This is a genomic window from Bacillus sp. SLBN-46, assembly GCF_031453555.1.
Classification (GTDB): Bacteria; Bacillota; Bacilli; order Bacillales; family Cytobacillaceae; genus Neobacillus.
Genome location: NZ_JAVIZM010000001.1, coordinates 3,379,882 through 3,395,659 on the forward strand (window position 1 = coordinate 3,379,882; position 15,778 = coordinate 3,395,659).

A 15,778-nucleotide genomic window follows, 5' to 3' on the forward strand; every position below is an offset into this window, starting at 1 on the left:
CCAAATGTACTTACACTCGATTTTTTGCCTCTTCTAGTAGAACTCGTTTTAATACTTTTCCTACTGCATTACGCGGCAGAGAATCAATGATTTCAAATTGTTTGGGTACCTTGTATCGAGTAAGATGTTGATAGCAGTAACTCTTTAACTCGTTACTATTGATTTCAGCTCCGGCTTTTGGCACGATAAATGCCTTTACCAGCTCACCAGAATCTTTATCAGGGATACCTACCACTGCAGCATCGAGTACATCTGGATGTTCATAAAGGATCCCTTCCACTTCTTGAGGGTACACATTAAAGCCACCGACAATAATCATTTCTTTTTTCCTGCCAACGATATAAAAATAACCGTCCTCATCCATCGTTGCGAGGTCACCAGTATAGAACCAACCATCGCGAAGGGCCTGTTTGGTTTCCTCCGGCTTATTCCAGTAGCCCAGCATCACCTGTGGACCCTTAATCAATAATTCCCCAATACTTTTCTCTGGTAGGTCCTCGCCATTGTCATCCACAATTCGACAATCTGTTTTTGGCACAGGAATTCCAATACTTCCTATTTTCGTCAACCCTTCTGGCGGATTTCTATGCGTCGTGGGAGAGGTTTCGGAAAGCCCATAACCTTCTCCGATTGAAACGCCCGTCAACCCTCTAAATTTCTTGATAATTTCAACTGGAAGTGGTGCGGAACCACTTGAGCACATTTTAAAACAGGTTAAATCGTAGCGGTCTATCTCAGGGTAATGAACAAAGGCATTATACATTTTGGGTACACCAGGGAAAAACGTCGGTCTGTGGGCTTGAATTACTTCAAGTACCTTTTTAATATCAAATTTATTCACTACCACATTCGTGGCACCGATATATATACCAAGGTTCATTCCACTTGTCATTCCGTACACATGATAAAGCGGAGTTGCAGTTAAAATGGTTTCTTCACCAACGAACATTCGCTCGCCGTAGAGAGCCTTACTTTGAATGACATTGGCGAGTAAATTAAAATGAGTAAGCATGGCCCCTTTCTTTTTCCCCGTGGTACCACCTGTGTATTGAATAACAGCAATATCTTCCTTAGCAGTGATGGAACATGTTTCTTGTAATGGTTCGGCATGACGGATTAAATCGAGAATACATGAAAAGCATTCTGATTCTATCGTTCTTTCTGTTACGAAAATATCTCTAAAGGAATAGGATTTTTGTAGGTATGTTACTTTTTCTATGTTTTCATGCTCTGAAACTAAATAAGCTACATCTGAGTCATGGAAAATTTCAAGTAATTCTCGTGGGGTATAATGCGGATTAATTTGAACGACAATCATTCCAAGTTTTAATGCTGCATAATAGGAAATCACATAGAAAGGCTGATTCGAAACCATTAAACCCAGCCGCTCCCCTTTTTGAATCCCGAGCTGTTTCCAAGCGTTTGCAAGTCGGTCTACTTGGTTCTTCAATTGGTTGTATGTGATCTTTTCTTCTTCATAAATAATAGCAATTTGCTCACCGTATTTTTCTACCGTCTTTTCTAACAATGTATATAGGTTACATTCCGGAATCTCAAAAGAAAGGATCGTGGTCTCCGGGTAATAATCCATCCAGGGACGATCTTGTTGTACTTCCAAGTCATTTCACCTCGCTATTAGAAGCTTTTTTTAGTTTGATAACTTAAAAGATGATAGATAGTTCCCAAAACAGGGGTATCCACCTTTACTTCTCTTCCTTTTCTTACGATGTATCCGCTGATGGATTCTACCTCCAAAGCTTTCCCTTTCAATTTATCCTGGAGCATGGAGGGTTGATGTTCTTTCGCAAGGTTCCCTTGAGCGAAAATCGTTTCATAGAAATCTACTTCGATTTCCATTCCAGCGGCATTGGCGACAGCGATTGCCTCTTTACAGATGGTTAGAGCTGTTTGATATAGACCTTCATCGTCGTAAATTGCGCCAACCTTTACTTCCATTAAGGCAGTTAACGGGTTAAAGGTGACATTCCAAAGTAGCTTTTTCCACTTAATGTGTAAAATATTGCTAGATGGATAGGTTATGATATTAGCAGCATTAAACAAGGTGGAAATCTCATTTGCTTTTTCCGCCAACTGACTGTCTAAAGTGCCAATAACTAACTGTGGAGGAACACCAATTTGCTTCACCACACCCGTATCCGTCACCATTGCTTGAATATACGTAGCTGCAGATACAATTCGTTCTTTACCAAAGATTTCACTTAGAATTTCTTCATTATCCACTCCGTTTTGGAGGGTCATAATCAAGCAGGATGCTTTTAACAGCGGTCGGAATTTTTCCGCAACCTCTATGGTATCGGTTGATTTAACACAAAATAGCAAGAGGTCAATATCCACAAACGACTCATACCTGTCTGTAAAATCTCCGTCAACTGTGAAACGTGCCACTTCACTCTCAACCGTTAATCCTACTGCCTGCATTCTTTCCAAATTCTTTCCTCGGGCTAGAAAAATGACTTCGTTTCCCGCTTTTTTTAAGAGGGAACCGAAATAACCTCCTACTGCACCGGTACCTGCTACACCTATTTTCATTGCCAATCCTCCCAAAAATCCGTATGTATACATCTGAAAAGAGCATGTGTCCTCTTTTCAGATCAGGGTCATTATTCTAAAAGATCCGGCTGTTCTTTCACGATTCGATTCCATAATGGCTGAAATTGGAACCAGCCAGCAGTACGAACGCCTACTGTTTCATAGGTGGCTTTTGCATCTTCATCATCAATGACAACTGGCTTGCCTGCTGACTCTGCAAGAAGCTGCGCCTGACAGGAACGTTCCATCGTAATAAACCACCATGCCGCTTCATCCACTGATCCACCAACCGTCAGCAATCCGTGGTTTCTTAAAATACATGCCTTATTGTTTCCAAGTGCTTTCCCAATCCGTTTTCCTTCTTCGATTTCTAGAACCACACCGGTAAAGTCGTCGTATAAGGAATGATCACGATAGAAAGCACAAGCATCCTGTGTGATTGGGTCAAGGAGACGCCCAAGGGAAGACCAGGATTTACCATAAACAGAATGAGCATGGGCAGCAGCAATCACATCAGGCCGTGCAGCATGGACTTGAGAATGGATGGCAAAGGCAGCTCGGTTTACAGGATAATGTCCTTCCACTACTTCGCCTTCATGATTACAGAGAATTAAATCAGAGGCACAGATTTGACTAAAGTGCATGCCAAAAGGATTCACCCAAAAATGATCCTTCCGCTCTGGATCACGTGCAGTAATATGTCCTGCAACCCCTTCATCAAAGCCAAACTTAGAAAACAATCGAAAGGCGGCGGCTAACTTTTGTTTTAAATGCAGCCTTTCTTCCTCTACTGTCGAAAAAACTGGCGGCTGATAGCTCACTTTCATTTTGGTCGTCATTTCATCACCCTTTACTAATATTCATTCATACTTCCCTGGAATTTGATAGAAATAAACCCAGCATGAAGGCGAGAAACCTCCTCCATGCCGGGTACTTTTACTAATCCTATTATTCTCTAACCACTTCGTATTGGTGATAAACTACCTCACCCTTTAACACCTCATTCCCTTGCTGGTTCACTGCTTGAACCTGGAAACGGAGGCTGTTTTCCTGTTTTTCTTTTAACGTTGCTTTGAGCGTAACGACATCATTTAAAAACACCATGCCTTTAAAGCGGATGGAGTAATCTTTAACAAACCCCTCTTCATAATAATAAGTGAAGAGCTTTGCCAAATTTCCCATAGTCCACATTCCATGTGCAATGATTCCTGGCAGCCCCGCTTTTTTGGCTTCCTCATCAATGGTGTGAATTGGGTTAAAATCCCCTGAAGCACCTGAATATTTAATAAGATCCATCCTTGAAACAGGGGCAAGCTGAACCTCATTAATTGACTCTCCCACTTGTAAATGTGCTAGTGTACTCACTTTACCAACACCTTCCTCACAGCTTCAGATATGACAACTGTTGAAGTTGAACTAAAGATGACATTCCCTGCCTCGTCCTCACCAAAGCTTTCAAGGACAAGGAATCCCATTTCACCAAAATTCCCTTTTTTCTCAAAGTAGTTTTTTACCTTGGAATAGCAATAAACGTCTTCCCCAACCAATAATGGTCGTGCATAGTGAAAGGTTTGTTCCCCGTGAATTAAGCCTTTATTAGGCAGGTTCAAGCCATCAACTACTCCATAATCGAATACTCTTGGGAAAGTGGGAGGGGCAATATTGTTTTTATAACGAGACAGTCTTCCAGTGTCCTCATCAACATAAATCGGATGAAGGTCGCCAATAGCTTCCGCAAATTTCTTGACGGCTCCTCTTTCAACAGTATTTTTTACCTTGTTTGATTGTTTACCTATTTGATCTTTAAACAATTCATCCTCACCTCACATCATTAGCATTTTGGTCCGCCGGCCACATAGATTACCTGTCCATTAACAAAGGACGATCTTTCGTCTGCAAAGAAGGCTACAGCATTGGCAATATCCGCTGGCTTTCCACTTCTTCCAACTGGAATATTAGCAACGCTTGCTTGAATAAGATGCTCAAATGGAATTCCAATTCTTGCAGCGGTTTCTTTCGTCATTTCTGTTTCGATAAAGCCTGGTGCTACGGAGTTGGCTGTAATGCCGTATTTTCCCAATTCAATTGCAAGTGTTTTCGTGAAGCCCTGCAAGCCAGCTTTGGCGGCAGCATAGTTGGCTTGGCCGCGATTACCAAGGGCAGAAGTGGAAGAAATATTAATGATACGTCCATATTTTTGTTCCACCATATATTTTTGTACGGCACGTGCCGCATTAAATGAGCCTTTTAAATGTACATCCATGACTGTTTGCCAATCAGAATCTGTCATTTTAAATAATAGATTGTCACGGATGACTCCCGCATTATTTACTAGAACGTCAACCGATCCGAAGGTTTCGTAAACCTCTTTTACCGCATTTTCTACCTGCTCGGCATCGGTAACGTTTGCCACTTTAGAGTATACTTCATACCCTTTTTCTTTTAATTCACTAGTTGTTTGGCTTAATGCTTCTTCATTTAGGTCGATAAAGGCTACTTTTGCTCCTTCTTCTGCGAAAAGCTCAACAATCCCTTTTCCAATTCCACGGCTTCCGCCTGTTACAAATGCTACTTTTCCATCAAATCTACCTGCCATTTCTACTCCTCCTGATTTCTTTTGGCTTTATTAAATTTGTCTGTTGATTTCCACTCCAGGCGCTTCGCTTTCCGTGGGCGTTTCGGCGAGCCTCCTCGGCGCATGCGCCTGCGGGGTCTCCCCTGAACCGTACTCCCACAGGAGTCTTCGCGCCTTCCGTTCCAATCAACATGACGTAAAAAATCAGCAATCTTCTTTAACATAGGCTTCTTTTTAGATAGCGCTTACAATTTAAACGTATTGACCAATCTTTACGTGCCCCTTAATAAGGTTACGTGCGATAATCATGCGCTGGATTTCATCGGTACCATCGTAAATTCTCCAAAGCCGAGCTTCCCGGTACCAGCGCTCAATTGGCAATTCTCTTGTGTAGCCCATCCCGCCATGAATTTGTAGGACACGGTCAACTACTCTATTCCCCATATTCGAGCCGTATAGTTTCGCCATGGAAGCGAGGTGACGGTTATCTTCCCCTTGGTCTAGCGTAAACGCGGCGTTTAAAACTAACCATCTTGCAGCCTCAAGTTCAACAGCAGAATCCGCGATTTGCCATTGGATAGCTTGTCTTTCTGCAATTGGTTTGCCAAAGGTAATTCGTTCTTTCGAATAATCAATTGCCATTTGCAATAAACGCTCTGCCGATCCAACTGCTCTTGCACCAACAATCCATCTTGCAAAACCAATCCATTCAAGTCCCAGATTATAGCCCTTGTGTAATTCACCTAGGATATTTTCCTCAGGAACACGAACATTATCAAATACTAAGCCGGCTGGACCCCATTCTCCCATCGTATGTATATACTCCGATTTCCAGCCCATATCGCGGTCGGCAATAAAGCAGGTCACACCTTCTCGGCCACGTGTTTCTTGATGCTTTTCTTTATCTGTAATCGCAATAACCATAACGAAGTCGGCTTCATTACCGCCTGTGATAAATGTTTTCTCACCATTCAATACCCATTCATTTCCATCCTTGACTGCTGTCATTTTGATATTTTGTGTATCAGATCCCGCCCCAGGTTCAGTCATCGCGAAGCAAGACTTTTTCTCACCATTGATGGTTGGAATTAAATATTTTTGTTTTTGTTCTTCATTTCCATAGTACAGAATATTATCTGCAGAGCCGCCAAACTGAAATGGGACAAAGGTTTTCGAGACTTCCATCAACACGATGGCCATCATCATTTGTCCTAAGTCAGCACCGCCGTATTCTTCAGGTGTATTAATGCCCCAGAAGCCTGCTTCCTTTGCCTTTAATTGAAGCTCTTTTAATTTTCCTGGCGGGAGGCTTGGTTTACCTTCTCGTTCGTTTCTTAATACGTCGTTTTCAAGTGGAATGAGTTCTTTTTCAACAAATCTTCTAATTGTTTTCTGCACCATTTTTTGCTCGTCGGTCAAACGTAAATGCATTTCCTTCACTCCATTCTATTCTTGTATTCTAGTTTTTCTTCTTAGAAAGTATATGATAGGTTATCCGAAAACATACCTACCGGTTGGTATGTTAATTTTATTTTATTCCGAAATTTCAGATAACACAAGTTAAAAGTGATGAAACTTGTTAAAAAAATCCTTCAGCTCTAATTACGCTGAAGGATTTTTTTAACAAATTATATGTGGTGGACGGCTTTTTTTATTGCCATACGTTCTCTTAATGTAGAGATAGCAATGGAGCTTGTTAGCCATGATAGCAATCCTATGGTAATACTTAAGAGCCAATTACTAGTGGATTGCAAGGTAAGGAGGACCGTGATTACGCAAATAATCCCGCCCATCATTCCATATACAGATCCTCTTGCAATATTGGTTGCTTTCTTTGTACCGGAAGCAATGCCGACCATGATAACAGCTGTTAGCATTACGGCAGGAAAAGCTGCAAAAATTCCAGCTAGCATCTTCCACGGTGAAATGATTGTAATTAAATAACTTAGTGAAACTGCAGTTCCACCGAGTAGGAATCGAATAAATAAGTCCTGTTTATTCATATATGTCACCTTTTTCGTTTAGTGGGATGTAATAATGACAACTACTAGTGATATAGTGAACCAGAAAGCCATGGATTGAAGGATGCCCCGCTTCCAGCCTACTTTCGGTAATAGATATCCTGCGATAAGCGCAACTATGATGTTGATTGCCATTCCAAAGATAGCTCCCCTGGATAACATTATTGAATGTGAAATCAGCTGCCCACCATGAAAATCAAGTCCTATTGTTAATAATGCCGCAAGATACACTGCAGGAAAGGCTGCAAAAATTCCTCCTGCTTTTTCTCCCAATTTTTTTGCTACTACTGTACAAGCGACTACTGCTAAACCACCCAAAAGGAATCGTATGAGAAGTGCGCTTATTGATAGATGTGCCATCATTTGTTCGCCTCTTTTGTTTACCACGCTGTTATTTTAGTTACGTGAATAATCTCACAAACTAATTTACGTATTCATTGTACCTCAATTTTATGACGATACATGTGAACACTTTATTAATGTTTTTGAAGCGGTTTCATTTGATCTATTTTGTGTTCATCAACGTATGAAAGACAAAACCTTTGGATTCAATTCGAATTTTGTCCTTCATCAACCGTATGAAAGACAAAACCTTTGGATTCAAATCGAGTTTTGTCCTTCATCAACCGTATGAAAGACAAAATCTTTGTGTTCAATTCGAATTTTGTCCTTCATCAACCGTATGAAAGACAAAAACTTTGTATTCAAATCAAGTTTTGTCCTTCATCAACCGTATGAAAGACAAAAACTTTGTAATCAGATCCCATTTTGTCCTTCATCCACTAAATCAAAGATAGTCCGTCTAATTTTATTTTTAGATAGTTCGTTCTGCTTCATTAGAATAAACCATTCCATCTTTTTTCATGCATCACAGTTATTTAAATAAGTGAGTAATTTCTGTTCTTTTTACAAATGATAATAATGATGTTCCATAGCGAATATCATCGTTTCAAATCCTATGATGAGGTGATTTTAGATGAGCTACAGAGATCATTTGGATCCACACTCAGAGCTTTTTCACCACACGTTTACAAGACCAAAGCGCCAGAAATCGCAGGTGAATGGGCAAACACAGGTGACGCAAAACACAATCATCTTAAGGAGTAATGCCAAAGCACACCGTTGGTAGGTGTAATGGCATCGAAACGAATGATGGGGTGACACAGATCGCCGCCTCCATTAAGAAGAAGGCTGACTCAACACAATGAGTCAGCTTTTTTCTTTTAATATGAAGTGAACGTAAAATTATGATTGAAAATGTATGTATAGAAGGATATCATAAAATCTAATTAAATTATTATCTAATGGAGTGGACTAGAGTATGTACGATGCTTTCACAATAAGAGACGCAGAAATAAGGGATTTACCGATTATCGTTGACATATACAATTCAACCATCGCTGGGAGAATGGTTACCGCTGACCTTGAGCCAGTAACTGTTGAGAGCCGGACCCCATGGTTTCACGAGCACTCCCCTTCCTTTCGTCCACTTTGGGTAGTCGAAAGTCAAGGATCAATTTGCGGTTGGGTAAGTTATCAGTCGTTTTATGGCAGACCAGCCTATAATGGAACAGCTGAAATCAGTATATATATTCATCAGGATTTTCGTGGAAAGAAACTCGGTAAGTTTCTTATACAAAAAGCAATAGATGCTTGCCCAGCCCTTGAAATTAAGACCTTACTTGGTTTTATCTTTGGCCATAATGAACCCAGCATAAAGCTTTTTAACAGCTTTGGCTTTGAAAAATGGGCACATCTTCCGAAGATTGCAGAACTTGACGGCATTGAAAGAGATCTGCTCATACTTGGCAGAAGAATATACTAATACTTAAATGAATCAACCATAGGAGATGAAAAACATGAGCGTACATAAAGAAATATCAGAACATGTAAACAAGCAAAACCTAAAGATTAATCGATTCCTACTGCTCGACCAGCAAAGAGAGCTTTATATCGAAGAAGCGTTATTTTTATGCAAGCAGGGAAAAGAGTTCACAACCGATAAAATTAATGAAATGACAAATCAAATTAATGCTCTGGCAAAGCAAGGGATCATTCCTTTCCGCAAGCTCGTCACAAAAGAAATGGTCAAAGAATATGCATTAAGGTCTTAACACGCATCAATTAAATACCAAAATAATAAAGCAGAGGCTGCATCTAAGTGCTCCTCTGCTTTTTTCCAGTATTGCATTATTCCAAAATAAATAATTTTTTAGTACTATATACAATAGATATATATTACTCATTCTAGGAGAACATGTTTCCTTGAAAGAACTGGAGATTTCCATGCAGAAACAAAAATTAAAACTAGTCCTATTCTATTTCTTAGGTAGTTTAATTTGGATATATGGTTCAAATTATCTTATCGAAACATTCGTTCCTACTTCGCTTATTTGGATTATTGAACGATCTAAAGAGGTCCTTTATATACTTATTACTGGAGGCTTCATTTATTTCTTCATTAATAAGACCAATGAATTATCCGTCTCACGAGAAGACCAAAAGCGTTTATCCACCTTAATTAACGCGATGGTTGACTTTGTTAATTTTAAGGATGGAGAAGGACGATGGATTGAGGCCAATAATTTTGGTTTGCAATTGTTTCAGCTAGAACATGTGGATTATCGTGGCAAAAAGGACTCCGAATTAGCCGAGTATACAGATTTTTATGCAGATGCCCTCCGGTACTGTGAAATCTCAGATGAGGAAGCATGGAAAAATGGAGAAATTATTCGGATTGAAGAAGTTCTTCCAGTCCCAGACGGAACGACAAAAACCTTTGATACGATTAAAGTCCCTCTTTTCAATCCAGATGGTAGCAGGCAGGGTCTGGTCATTATTGGGCGTGATATTACCGAGAAAAAGAAAATGGCTAGAGAACTCTTGGTAAGCCAACAGCAGTATAAATCATTATTTGAATACAGTCCTGATATTGTTTATCTAATGGATTTGAAAGGAAATATTACGAATCTCAATCCTCACTTCGAGGTCATTACTGGATTTAACAGAGATGATATCATTGGGAAAAATGTAAAATCCTTATTATCGAAGAAGTATCAAAGGCATGTCAATCAGTTCATTGCCTCTGTTGTCGAAGAGGTTAAACCTGTTATGTACGAATTAAATATACCCCATGCAAATGGAGAGATGATTACGTTACAATGTACATCACTCCCTATCAATATTGAAGGTGCCATTACTGGTATTATTGGCTATGGACGAGATGTGACTACTTTAAGAAAAACCGAGGAACGCCTTAGAAGAACAGAAAAACTTTCTGTCGTTGGTGAACTTTCTGCGAGTGTTGCTCACGAAATTAGGAATCCCCTTACATCCTTAAAGGGTTTTGTGCAGCTTTTACAAATGGAAGATAAGAAGCATCAATATTACTACCAAATCATGTTAGACGAGCTCGATCGGATTAATCATATTGTAGGAGAGCTTCTTCTCTTAGCAAAACCACAGGTTCTTAAGTTTACAAACGCAGATATTCATAAACTATTGAAGGATGTTATTTCGTTGCTTAGTACAGAAGCAAGCTTATATAATATCCAAATTAATTCTAATTTTCCGAAAGAACCTCTTATACTTGAATGTGAACCAAACCAATTAAAGCAATTATTTATAAATATTATTAAAAATGCGATAGAGGCATCCCAACAAGGTAAATCGGTAACGATTAGTGTCGAGCAAGCAGTAGAGAAGGTTTGTATTACGATTAAGGACAGTGGTTGCGGCATCTCAAAAGAGAGATTAGAAAAACTTGGGGAACCTTTCTATTCCTCAAAGGAAAAAGGGACTGGATTAGGTTTAACTGTAAGTTATAAAATTGTTCAATCACACAAGGGAACCATTCATTTTGATAGTCAAAAAAACCTTGGTACAACTGTCAGCATAGTGTTACCAATTAAGCAACATAACTCTAAAAAGAACTAAAATAAAGACTGCCCAAAAAGGCAGTCTTTTTCATTAGCTTGCTTTCTTTTTCCGATTCCGAAAAAAGGCAACCACCAGTAGCATCGACGGAATTATAATTTGAAATGGCCAATGTAAATAAATTGGTACGATACGAAGTCCTTCTTTTATGTGCTCCGCATAATTAGATGCAATTGTTACTGAGGAAAATAGAACAAAGGCCCCTAGTGGAACACTGAGGTTTCGGAGTTTATCAAATTTGAATATATCTGCTGCTCCCGCAACTCCCGCATAGAAATATAACGTAATCTTAAAGAAACCGCCTACAATTAGATAAAGCATAAAGAACACATCCAGCCGTTCGATAAATTCAGCTATTCGGATTTTACTAATGGTGGTTAACAGCGGGAAATTTGCTCTCACAAAAAGCTCCGTTCCAAGTGCCGCAATATTAATAACCGCTGTTATGGTGATATTAATTCCACTTAATATCATCCCGCCCATACAAACAATCTTTACCTTTTTCGGATCATTAATGTATGGAAGTAACATCGTAAATACAACCATTTCACCAAATGGAAATGTGATTGTTTCACCAAGAAACGTCTTTACAATTGGCATAAATCCGTTTTCTAATACGGGCCTTAGATTTTGTAAATGAATTAGTCCCGAAAATAAGACAAGTAAAAAGCCGACAACTGCCATTATATATATAATCATAAAGAACAGTTCCCCTACTCTTGCAATAACCTCAAATCCTTTATGTATAGCGTAAATAATTGTCACAATCATTAAACAATTAATAACAATTAACGGTGTATTTGTATATATAGTTGACGTTAATAATTCTCCAAAGTCCCGTAACACCCTAGATGCGCAATATAAAAAATAAATAACGTAAAAGAAACCAATCATTCGTCCTATCCATTTTCCGGTTATCTGTTGTACATAGCTCGTAATAGGAAGATCTGGATAGTAGAGAAACAAACGATAGTATATTAAGAAAACTCCTAATCCGCCCACTAAACCGAGCAAAATGCTTATCCATGCATCTTGTTTCGCCTGTGCTCCAAGACCTACAAGTATCGCACTGCCCATCTCAAACAGCACAACAAGCACGAATAATTGTGACGCCTTTATTTTTGCTTTCTCCACTCCATATCCCCCTTTCCAAAGAGCTATTGCTGCATATTTGACCAAAATGGCTTTGTTCGAATTCCTTGTCTGCGAATATAAGAATCTACATGGACATTCACTTGTAAATCTGCAAATTCTTCATCCCAATTTCCTTGTATTTTCTTCCATAAAGGAGGATTTTCTATGTGAACCTTTTCACCAAATCCTAAAATATCTGACTTTAACTTTTGCGCTTCCTTCACCGAGGCTCGGATCTGCCTGGTTATTTCCTTCTCCGTTAATTTTTCAATTTGAGCGATGATTTCTGGATTATCTAAATCTATTGCCGTATTGGCTTCGCTAATCCACCCTTCATTCTCATTCTTTACATTAATTATCGGTTTGTCATTCACAATACGAACAGAAACCTTTGTTTTAGAACGAATGGGTGCAATGGAAAGCGCATTTTTCTTTCCTTCCCAGTTAATATTAATATCCGTACTTTGTACTTTATCGAGAACCCATACAATACCACGTGCTTTGTCATGGTTGATCCAGCCCCGTAATATTCCCTTATTAAAAACGGCTAAGCCATCAGATTGAAGAAAAGCATCGGTTGTGGTCTTTTGAAGATTTTCAGCTTTCCTTGCTTTTGGTTTGTCGCCAACAAGCCTATAACCATTTGCAATGGGCTGTTTCCCCTTACTAAGTAATCCAATAAGAAAATCGTCAATATTTAAGCTTATATTTTCACCAAGCATAGATTCTGAGAATTTAATTTGCTTTGTAATTTTAGTTACTGGAAGTCGGTCCAAAATAGTCAACGTCGTTACTATATCCTCTGCTTTTGAACCTCTCGCTATGACTAATTCTGTTGTGGTTCGAAATTCAGGATCCCGGTCCAACGCATCCAGCACATATAGCAAGCTTTCCTTTGCTACCTCTTCGCTTATGACCACCACGTTTGTATGTGCATAATACAGCCTTCTTGAAACCTTCTTGGTAGCATTTCTTGCCGCTTCAGTGATCGTATCCCCAGAGCTTTTATAAACTGCAATGGGCAGTCCGTTACCTCCACCTGTTTGACCAGATGAGACATTGCTTGGATTCACAAGTTGAAAAGACAAATTAAATTTCTTTTCCTTACCTTTGTCAATTCCCAATGCCATAACAAAAGCCAGGTCCGTCAATTCCTTCTGATTCCAGCATCCACTAAGAACAGGTAAAAGCAAAAGCAAAATTAGTATAGTATTTATACATTTTTTCATGACTGATCACCTTTATCTGATTGATCCTTTTGTTGCTCATCAGCTTTAGGTGGTCCTGGCTTTTGATTTTCCCCTGTTCTAACTATATTGCCTTGACTAATAAATTGTGGTCTATTTTTAAAAGCCCAAATAGGAAACCGGAGAAATACGTCCTGCTGGTTTCGGATGCTAAAAGGGGCAATCGGCATCATATAAGGAATTCCGAACGAGCGGAGCGAACATAAATGTATCGCTATAAACATTAGTCCTAGCATCATTCCATAAAAGCCTAGAATGGTGGCAAGTCCCATTAACGCAAAGCGAAGCAGTCTAGCTGCAATTGCCATCGCAAAAATAGGTGTTGAGAAGTTTGCAATAGCCGTAATTGATACAACGATAACCATTACTGGGGAAACGAACCCTGCTTGCACGGCAGCTTGCCCAATAACGAGCGCACCCACAATGGAAACGGCCTGACCGACAGCGCGCGGAAGTCTTAAGCCTGCCTCCCGTAAAATTTCAAATGTAACCTCCATGATTAATGCTTCAACAAAGGCAGGAAAGGGAACACTTTCTCTTTGGGCCGCAATCGCAATGGCCATGGTAGTTGGAATCATTTCTTGATGAAAGGTTGTAGCAGCTATGTAGGTTGCGGGTCCAATAAGGGCAATCAAAAAAGCCAAGATTCTTAGGATCCTGATACCCGTTGAAATATCAAAACGTGAATAATAGTCGTCTGGCGCCTGGAAAAATTGAATAAAAATCGCAGGCGCGGTAAGTACAAATGGTGTGCCATCAACAATAATGGCAATTCGCCCTTCAAGTAAATGAGAAGTAACCACGTCTGGTCTTTCAGTATGATAGGTAGTCGGAAAAGTTGTCCAGGTTTGATCTTCAATTAATTGCTCAATAAAGCCTGAGGCAATAATCCCGTCAATATCAATTCGATTTAATCTTTCCTTAATTTCAGATATAATTTTCTCATTTGCAATTCCTTTAATATACATCAACGCAATGTCAGTTTGTGTTACCGTGCCTAATTTCATCGATTCCATCCATAAATTAGGACTTTTTATTCTTCTCCGTATTAAAGCTGTATTTGTACGGAGTGTTTCTGTGAAGGAATCCTTAGGTCCCCGTATAGAGAGTTGTGTTGTTGGTTCAGAAATGGCCCGCTTTTCCCACCCCTTCGTCTCCGCACTAATGGCCTGGTTGTGACCTTCTAAAAAAATAACCGTATTTCCTGATAACAAATTATCATAAACCTGATTCCAATTATCAATCGTCAAAATACTGCCAAGAGCAACAGCCTTCTCAATCACGTATTGAAAGAGATCAAACCGCTCAAGTGGAAGTTCTTTTTCCATAAAAGATTCTAATATAAAGTCACTGATTGAATGACTGTCCGCTAAGCCATCAACAAATACAAGAGCTCCTTTATAGCTGCTTATCTTTACTTCTCGAATGATGATATCAGCACTTTTCCCAAACTCTTCTTTTATGCGGGAAATATTATCCTTATATTCCCTATGGATCGGCAAATCCTCTGGCTTAAGTGGATCTTGCTGCTGTCTATAATTATCATTCTGTCTCCTTTTTTGCTTCTTTTTCAACATACTTGACAGGATCGACACAAGCTACCACCTCAGCATTAACAATTCGTAATGGTTATTTTCCCCAACGTGAACTTATCTATCCATTTCTTCCAAAAAACATTTTGAAATGCATGCATAAGGATGGTTTAAAGAACAAAAATAAACATACTGGAGATTGTAGGTGAAACAGTTGAAGCAAATAATGGTTTCATTTGTTATTGCAGCCGGATTGATGGGTATGATTGGCTTCTTAGACCTTTTAATGGGTACCGAGCCTCGGAAATTAATTTGGAAAGCTATTAACCCTTTTAAGGTCATGGAGGCAGCAGAATACATTATTATTGTTTTTTTTGGTATCTCAATTATGATTAAAGCTCTTCGATACTACATCAAAAAGAAAAAAAGTAATCAGCCTTCTAATGATGGATGATTACTACGAAAAAAAGGAAAAGAGCTCAACTTTTACATTGAGTTCTTTTCCTCATTTGCTTCCTGTATTTCAATAGGCCGCTTTTTTTTGAAGAAAGTAAGGATAGTGGTCATTACTTTCCAAATAGTTGATATTTTTTTCTTCCATTTACTCTTTCTTTCAAGGTTAGGTCCGTATACATATCGATTCCAAAAATAATAGATGAGTTCCTCAACAACAAGATATAGGACAATAAACAATACAAATACTGTGATCCAATATGACATGACAAGGCCCCCCTTTTCTTCAGAATAGTTTCATCCTATTCAAAAATATAAAAAGAAGTACTA

At 39.1% G+C, this 15,778-nt stretch carries 18 protein-coding genes; 5 read left to right on the forward strand and 13 right to left on the reverse strand.

Features of this window, described 5'->3' with window-relative positions; translation table 11 throughout:
- Nucleotides 1-10 precede the first annotated feature (10 nt).
- The 9 genes from QFZ87_RS17335 to QFZ87_RS17375 all read right to left on the reverse strand — a co-directional run bounded on the left by QFZ87_RS17335 (nt 11) and on the right by QFZ87_RS17375 (nt 7,509).
- Nucleotides 11-1,618, reverse strand: coding sequence for a long-chain-fatty-acid--CoA ligase (locus QFZ87_RS17335; RefSeq protein WP_309863912.1), 1,608 nt, complete (start codon nt 1,616-1,618; stop codon nt 11-13).
- A 17-nt stretch (nt 1,619-1,635) separates the two neighbouring features.
- Nucleotides 1,636-2,550, reverse strand: coding sequence for a ketopantoate reductase family protein (locus QFZ87_RS17340; protein WP_309863915.1), 915 nt, complete (start codon nt 2,548-2,550; stop codon nt 1,636-1,638).
- Between the two features lie 71 nt (nt 2,551-2,621).
- Entirely contained in the window at nt 2,622-3,377 is a 756-nt protein-coding gene (locus QFZ87_RS17345) for a class II aldolase/adducin family protein (RefSeq protein ID WP_309863917.1), read from the reverse strand.
- 121 nt (nt 3,378-3,498) lie between these two features.
- Complete coding sequence (locus tag QFZ87_RS17350) at nt 3,499-3,915, reverse strand: MaoC/PaaZ C-terminal domain-containing protein (protein ID WP_309863922.1); 417 nt, start codon at nt 3,913-3,915, stop codon at nt 3,499-3,501.
- The gene (locus tag QFZ87_RS17355) at nt 3,912-4,361 is read right to left on the reverse strand and encodes a MaoC family dehydratase N-terminal domain-containing protein (protein ID WP_309863925.1); all 450 of its coding nucleotides are present in this window, start codon (nt 4,359-4,361) and stop codon (nt 3,912-3,914) included. Before QFZ87_RS17355 ends, QFZ87_RS17350 begins: the two co-directional genes overlap by 4 nt.
- Before the next feature lie 20 nt (nt 4,362-4,381).
- Nucleotides 4,382-5,146: a 3-oxoacyl-ACP reductase FabG gene (gene fabG, locus QFZ87_RS17360; protein WP_309863927.1), complete on the reverse strand. Its 765-nt coding sequence runs from the start codon at nt 5,144-5,146 to the stop codon at nt 4,382-4,384.
- A 231-nt stretch (nt 5,147-5,377) separates the two neighbouring features.
- Entirely contained in the window at nt 5,378-6,556 is a 1,179-nt protein-coding gene (locus tag QFZ87_RS17365) for an acyl-CoA dehydrogenase family protein (protein ID WP_309863930.1), read from the reverse strand.
- A gap of 197 nt (nt 6,557-6,753) precedes the next feature.
- Complete coding sequence (locus QFZ87_RS17370) at nt 6,754-7,128, reverse strand: DUF3147 family protein (RefSeq protein WP_308079753.1); 375 nt, start codon at nt 7,126-7,128, stop codon at nt 6,754-6,756.
- Between the two features lie 18 nt (nt 7,129-7,146).
- Nucleotides 7,147-7,509, reverse strand: a complete 363-nt coding sequence (locus QFZ87_RS17375) for a DUF3147 family protein (protein WP_309863938.1) — start codon at nt 7,507-7,509, stop codon at nt 7,147-7,149.
- 613 nt (nt 7,510-8,122) lie between these two features.
- Between QFZ87_RS17375 and QFZ87_RS17380 the strand changes: the two genes are divergently transcribed.
- The 4 genes from QFZ87_RS17380 to QFZ87_RS17395 all read left to right on the forward strand — a co-directional run bounded on the left by QFZ87_RS17380 (nt 8,123) and on the right by QFZ87_RS17395 (nt 11,082).
- On the forward strand, nt 8,123-8,275 hold the full coding sequence (locus tag QFZ87_RS17380; protein WP_308079755.1) for a YpzG family protein: 153 nt from the start codon (nt 8,123-8,125) through the stop codon (nt 8,273-8,275).
- A 192-nt stretch (nt 8,276-8,467) separates the two neighbouring features.
- Nucleotides 8,468-8,971, forward strand: a complete 504-nt coding sequence (locus tag QFZ87_RS17385) for a GNAT family N-acetyltransferase (protein ID WP_309863942.1) — start codon at nt 8,468-8,470, stop codon at nt 8,969-8,971.
- A 34-nt stretch (nt 8,972-9,005) separates the two neighbouring features.
- Nucleotides 9,006-9,260, forward strand: a complete 255-nt coding sequence (locus QFZ87_RS17390; RefSeq protein ID WP_309863944.1) for a YpbS family protein — start codon at nt 9,006-9,008, stop codon at nt 9,258-9,260.
- 172 nt (nt 9,261-9,432) lie between these two features.
- Nucleotides 9,433-11,082, forward strand: a complete 1,650-nt coding sequence (locus QFZ87_RS17395; RefSeq protein WP_309863947.1) for a PAS domain-containing sensor histidine kinase — start codon at nt 9,433-9,435, stop codon at nt 11,080-11,082.
- A 33-nt stretch (nt 11,083-11,115) separates the two neighbouring features.
- Here QFZ87_RS17395 and QFZ87_RS17400 read toward each other — a convergent pair whose 3' ends face one another.
- From QFZ87_RS17400 to QFZ87_RS17410, 3 genes are read right to left on the reverse strand one after another with little or no spacing between them, the layout of a single operon-like run.
- The gene (locus tag QFZ87_RS17400) at nt 11,116-12,216 is read right to left on the reverse strand and encodes a GerAB/ArcD/ProY family transporter (protein ID WP_309863949.1); all 1,101 of its coding nucleotides are present in this window, start codon (nt 12,214-12,216) and stop codon (nt 11,116-11,118) included.
- Between the two features lie 23 nt (nt 12,217-12,239).
- Nucleotides 12,240-13,445: a Ger(x)C family spore germination protein gene (locus QFZ87_RS17405; protein WP_309863952.1), complete on the reverse strand. Its 1,206-nt coding sequence runs from the start codon at nt 13,443-13,445 to the stop codon at nt 12,240-12,242.
- Nucleotides 13,442-15,040 carry a spore germination protein gene (locus QFZ87_RS17410; protein ID WP_309867949.1) on the reverse strand — a complete coding sequence of 533 codons (1,599 nt, stop codon included), beginning with the start codon at nt 15,038-15,040 and terminating at the stop codon, nt 13,442-13,444. The genes QFZ87_RS17405 and QFZ87_RS17410 overlap by 4 nt, the downstream gene beginning before the upstream one ends.
- A 160-nt stretch (nt 15,041-15,200) precedes the next feature.
- On the opposite strand from QFZ87_RS17410, the gene QFZ87_RS17415 reads away from it, so the two are divergent.
- The gene (locus QFZ87_RS17415) at nt 15,201-15,449 is read left to right on the forward strand and encodes a YczF family membrane protein (RefSeq protein ID WP_309863955.1); all 249 of its coding nucleotides are present in this window, start codon (nt 15,201-15,203) and stop codon (nt 15,447-15,449) included.
- Nucleotides 15,450-15,481: 32 nt separating this feature from the next.
- Here the strand turns inward: QFZ87_RS17415 and QFZ87_RS17420 are convergent, their stop codons facing one another.
- A complete protein-coding gene (locus tag QFZ87_RS17420; protein ID WP_309863960.1) occupies nt 15,482-15,715 on the reverse strand; it encodes a hypothetical protein in 234 nt (77 codons plus the stop codon).
- Nucleotides 15,716-15,778 lie beyond the last annotated feature (63 nt).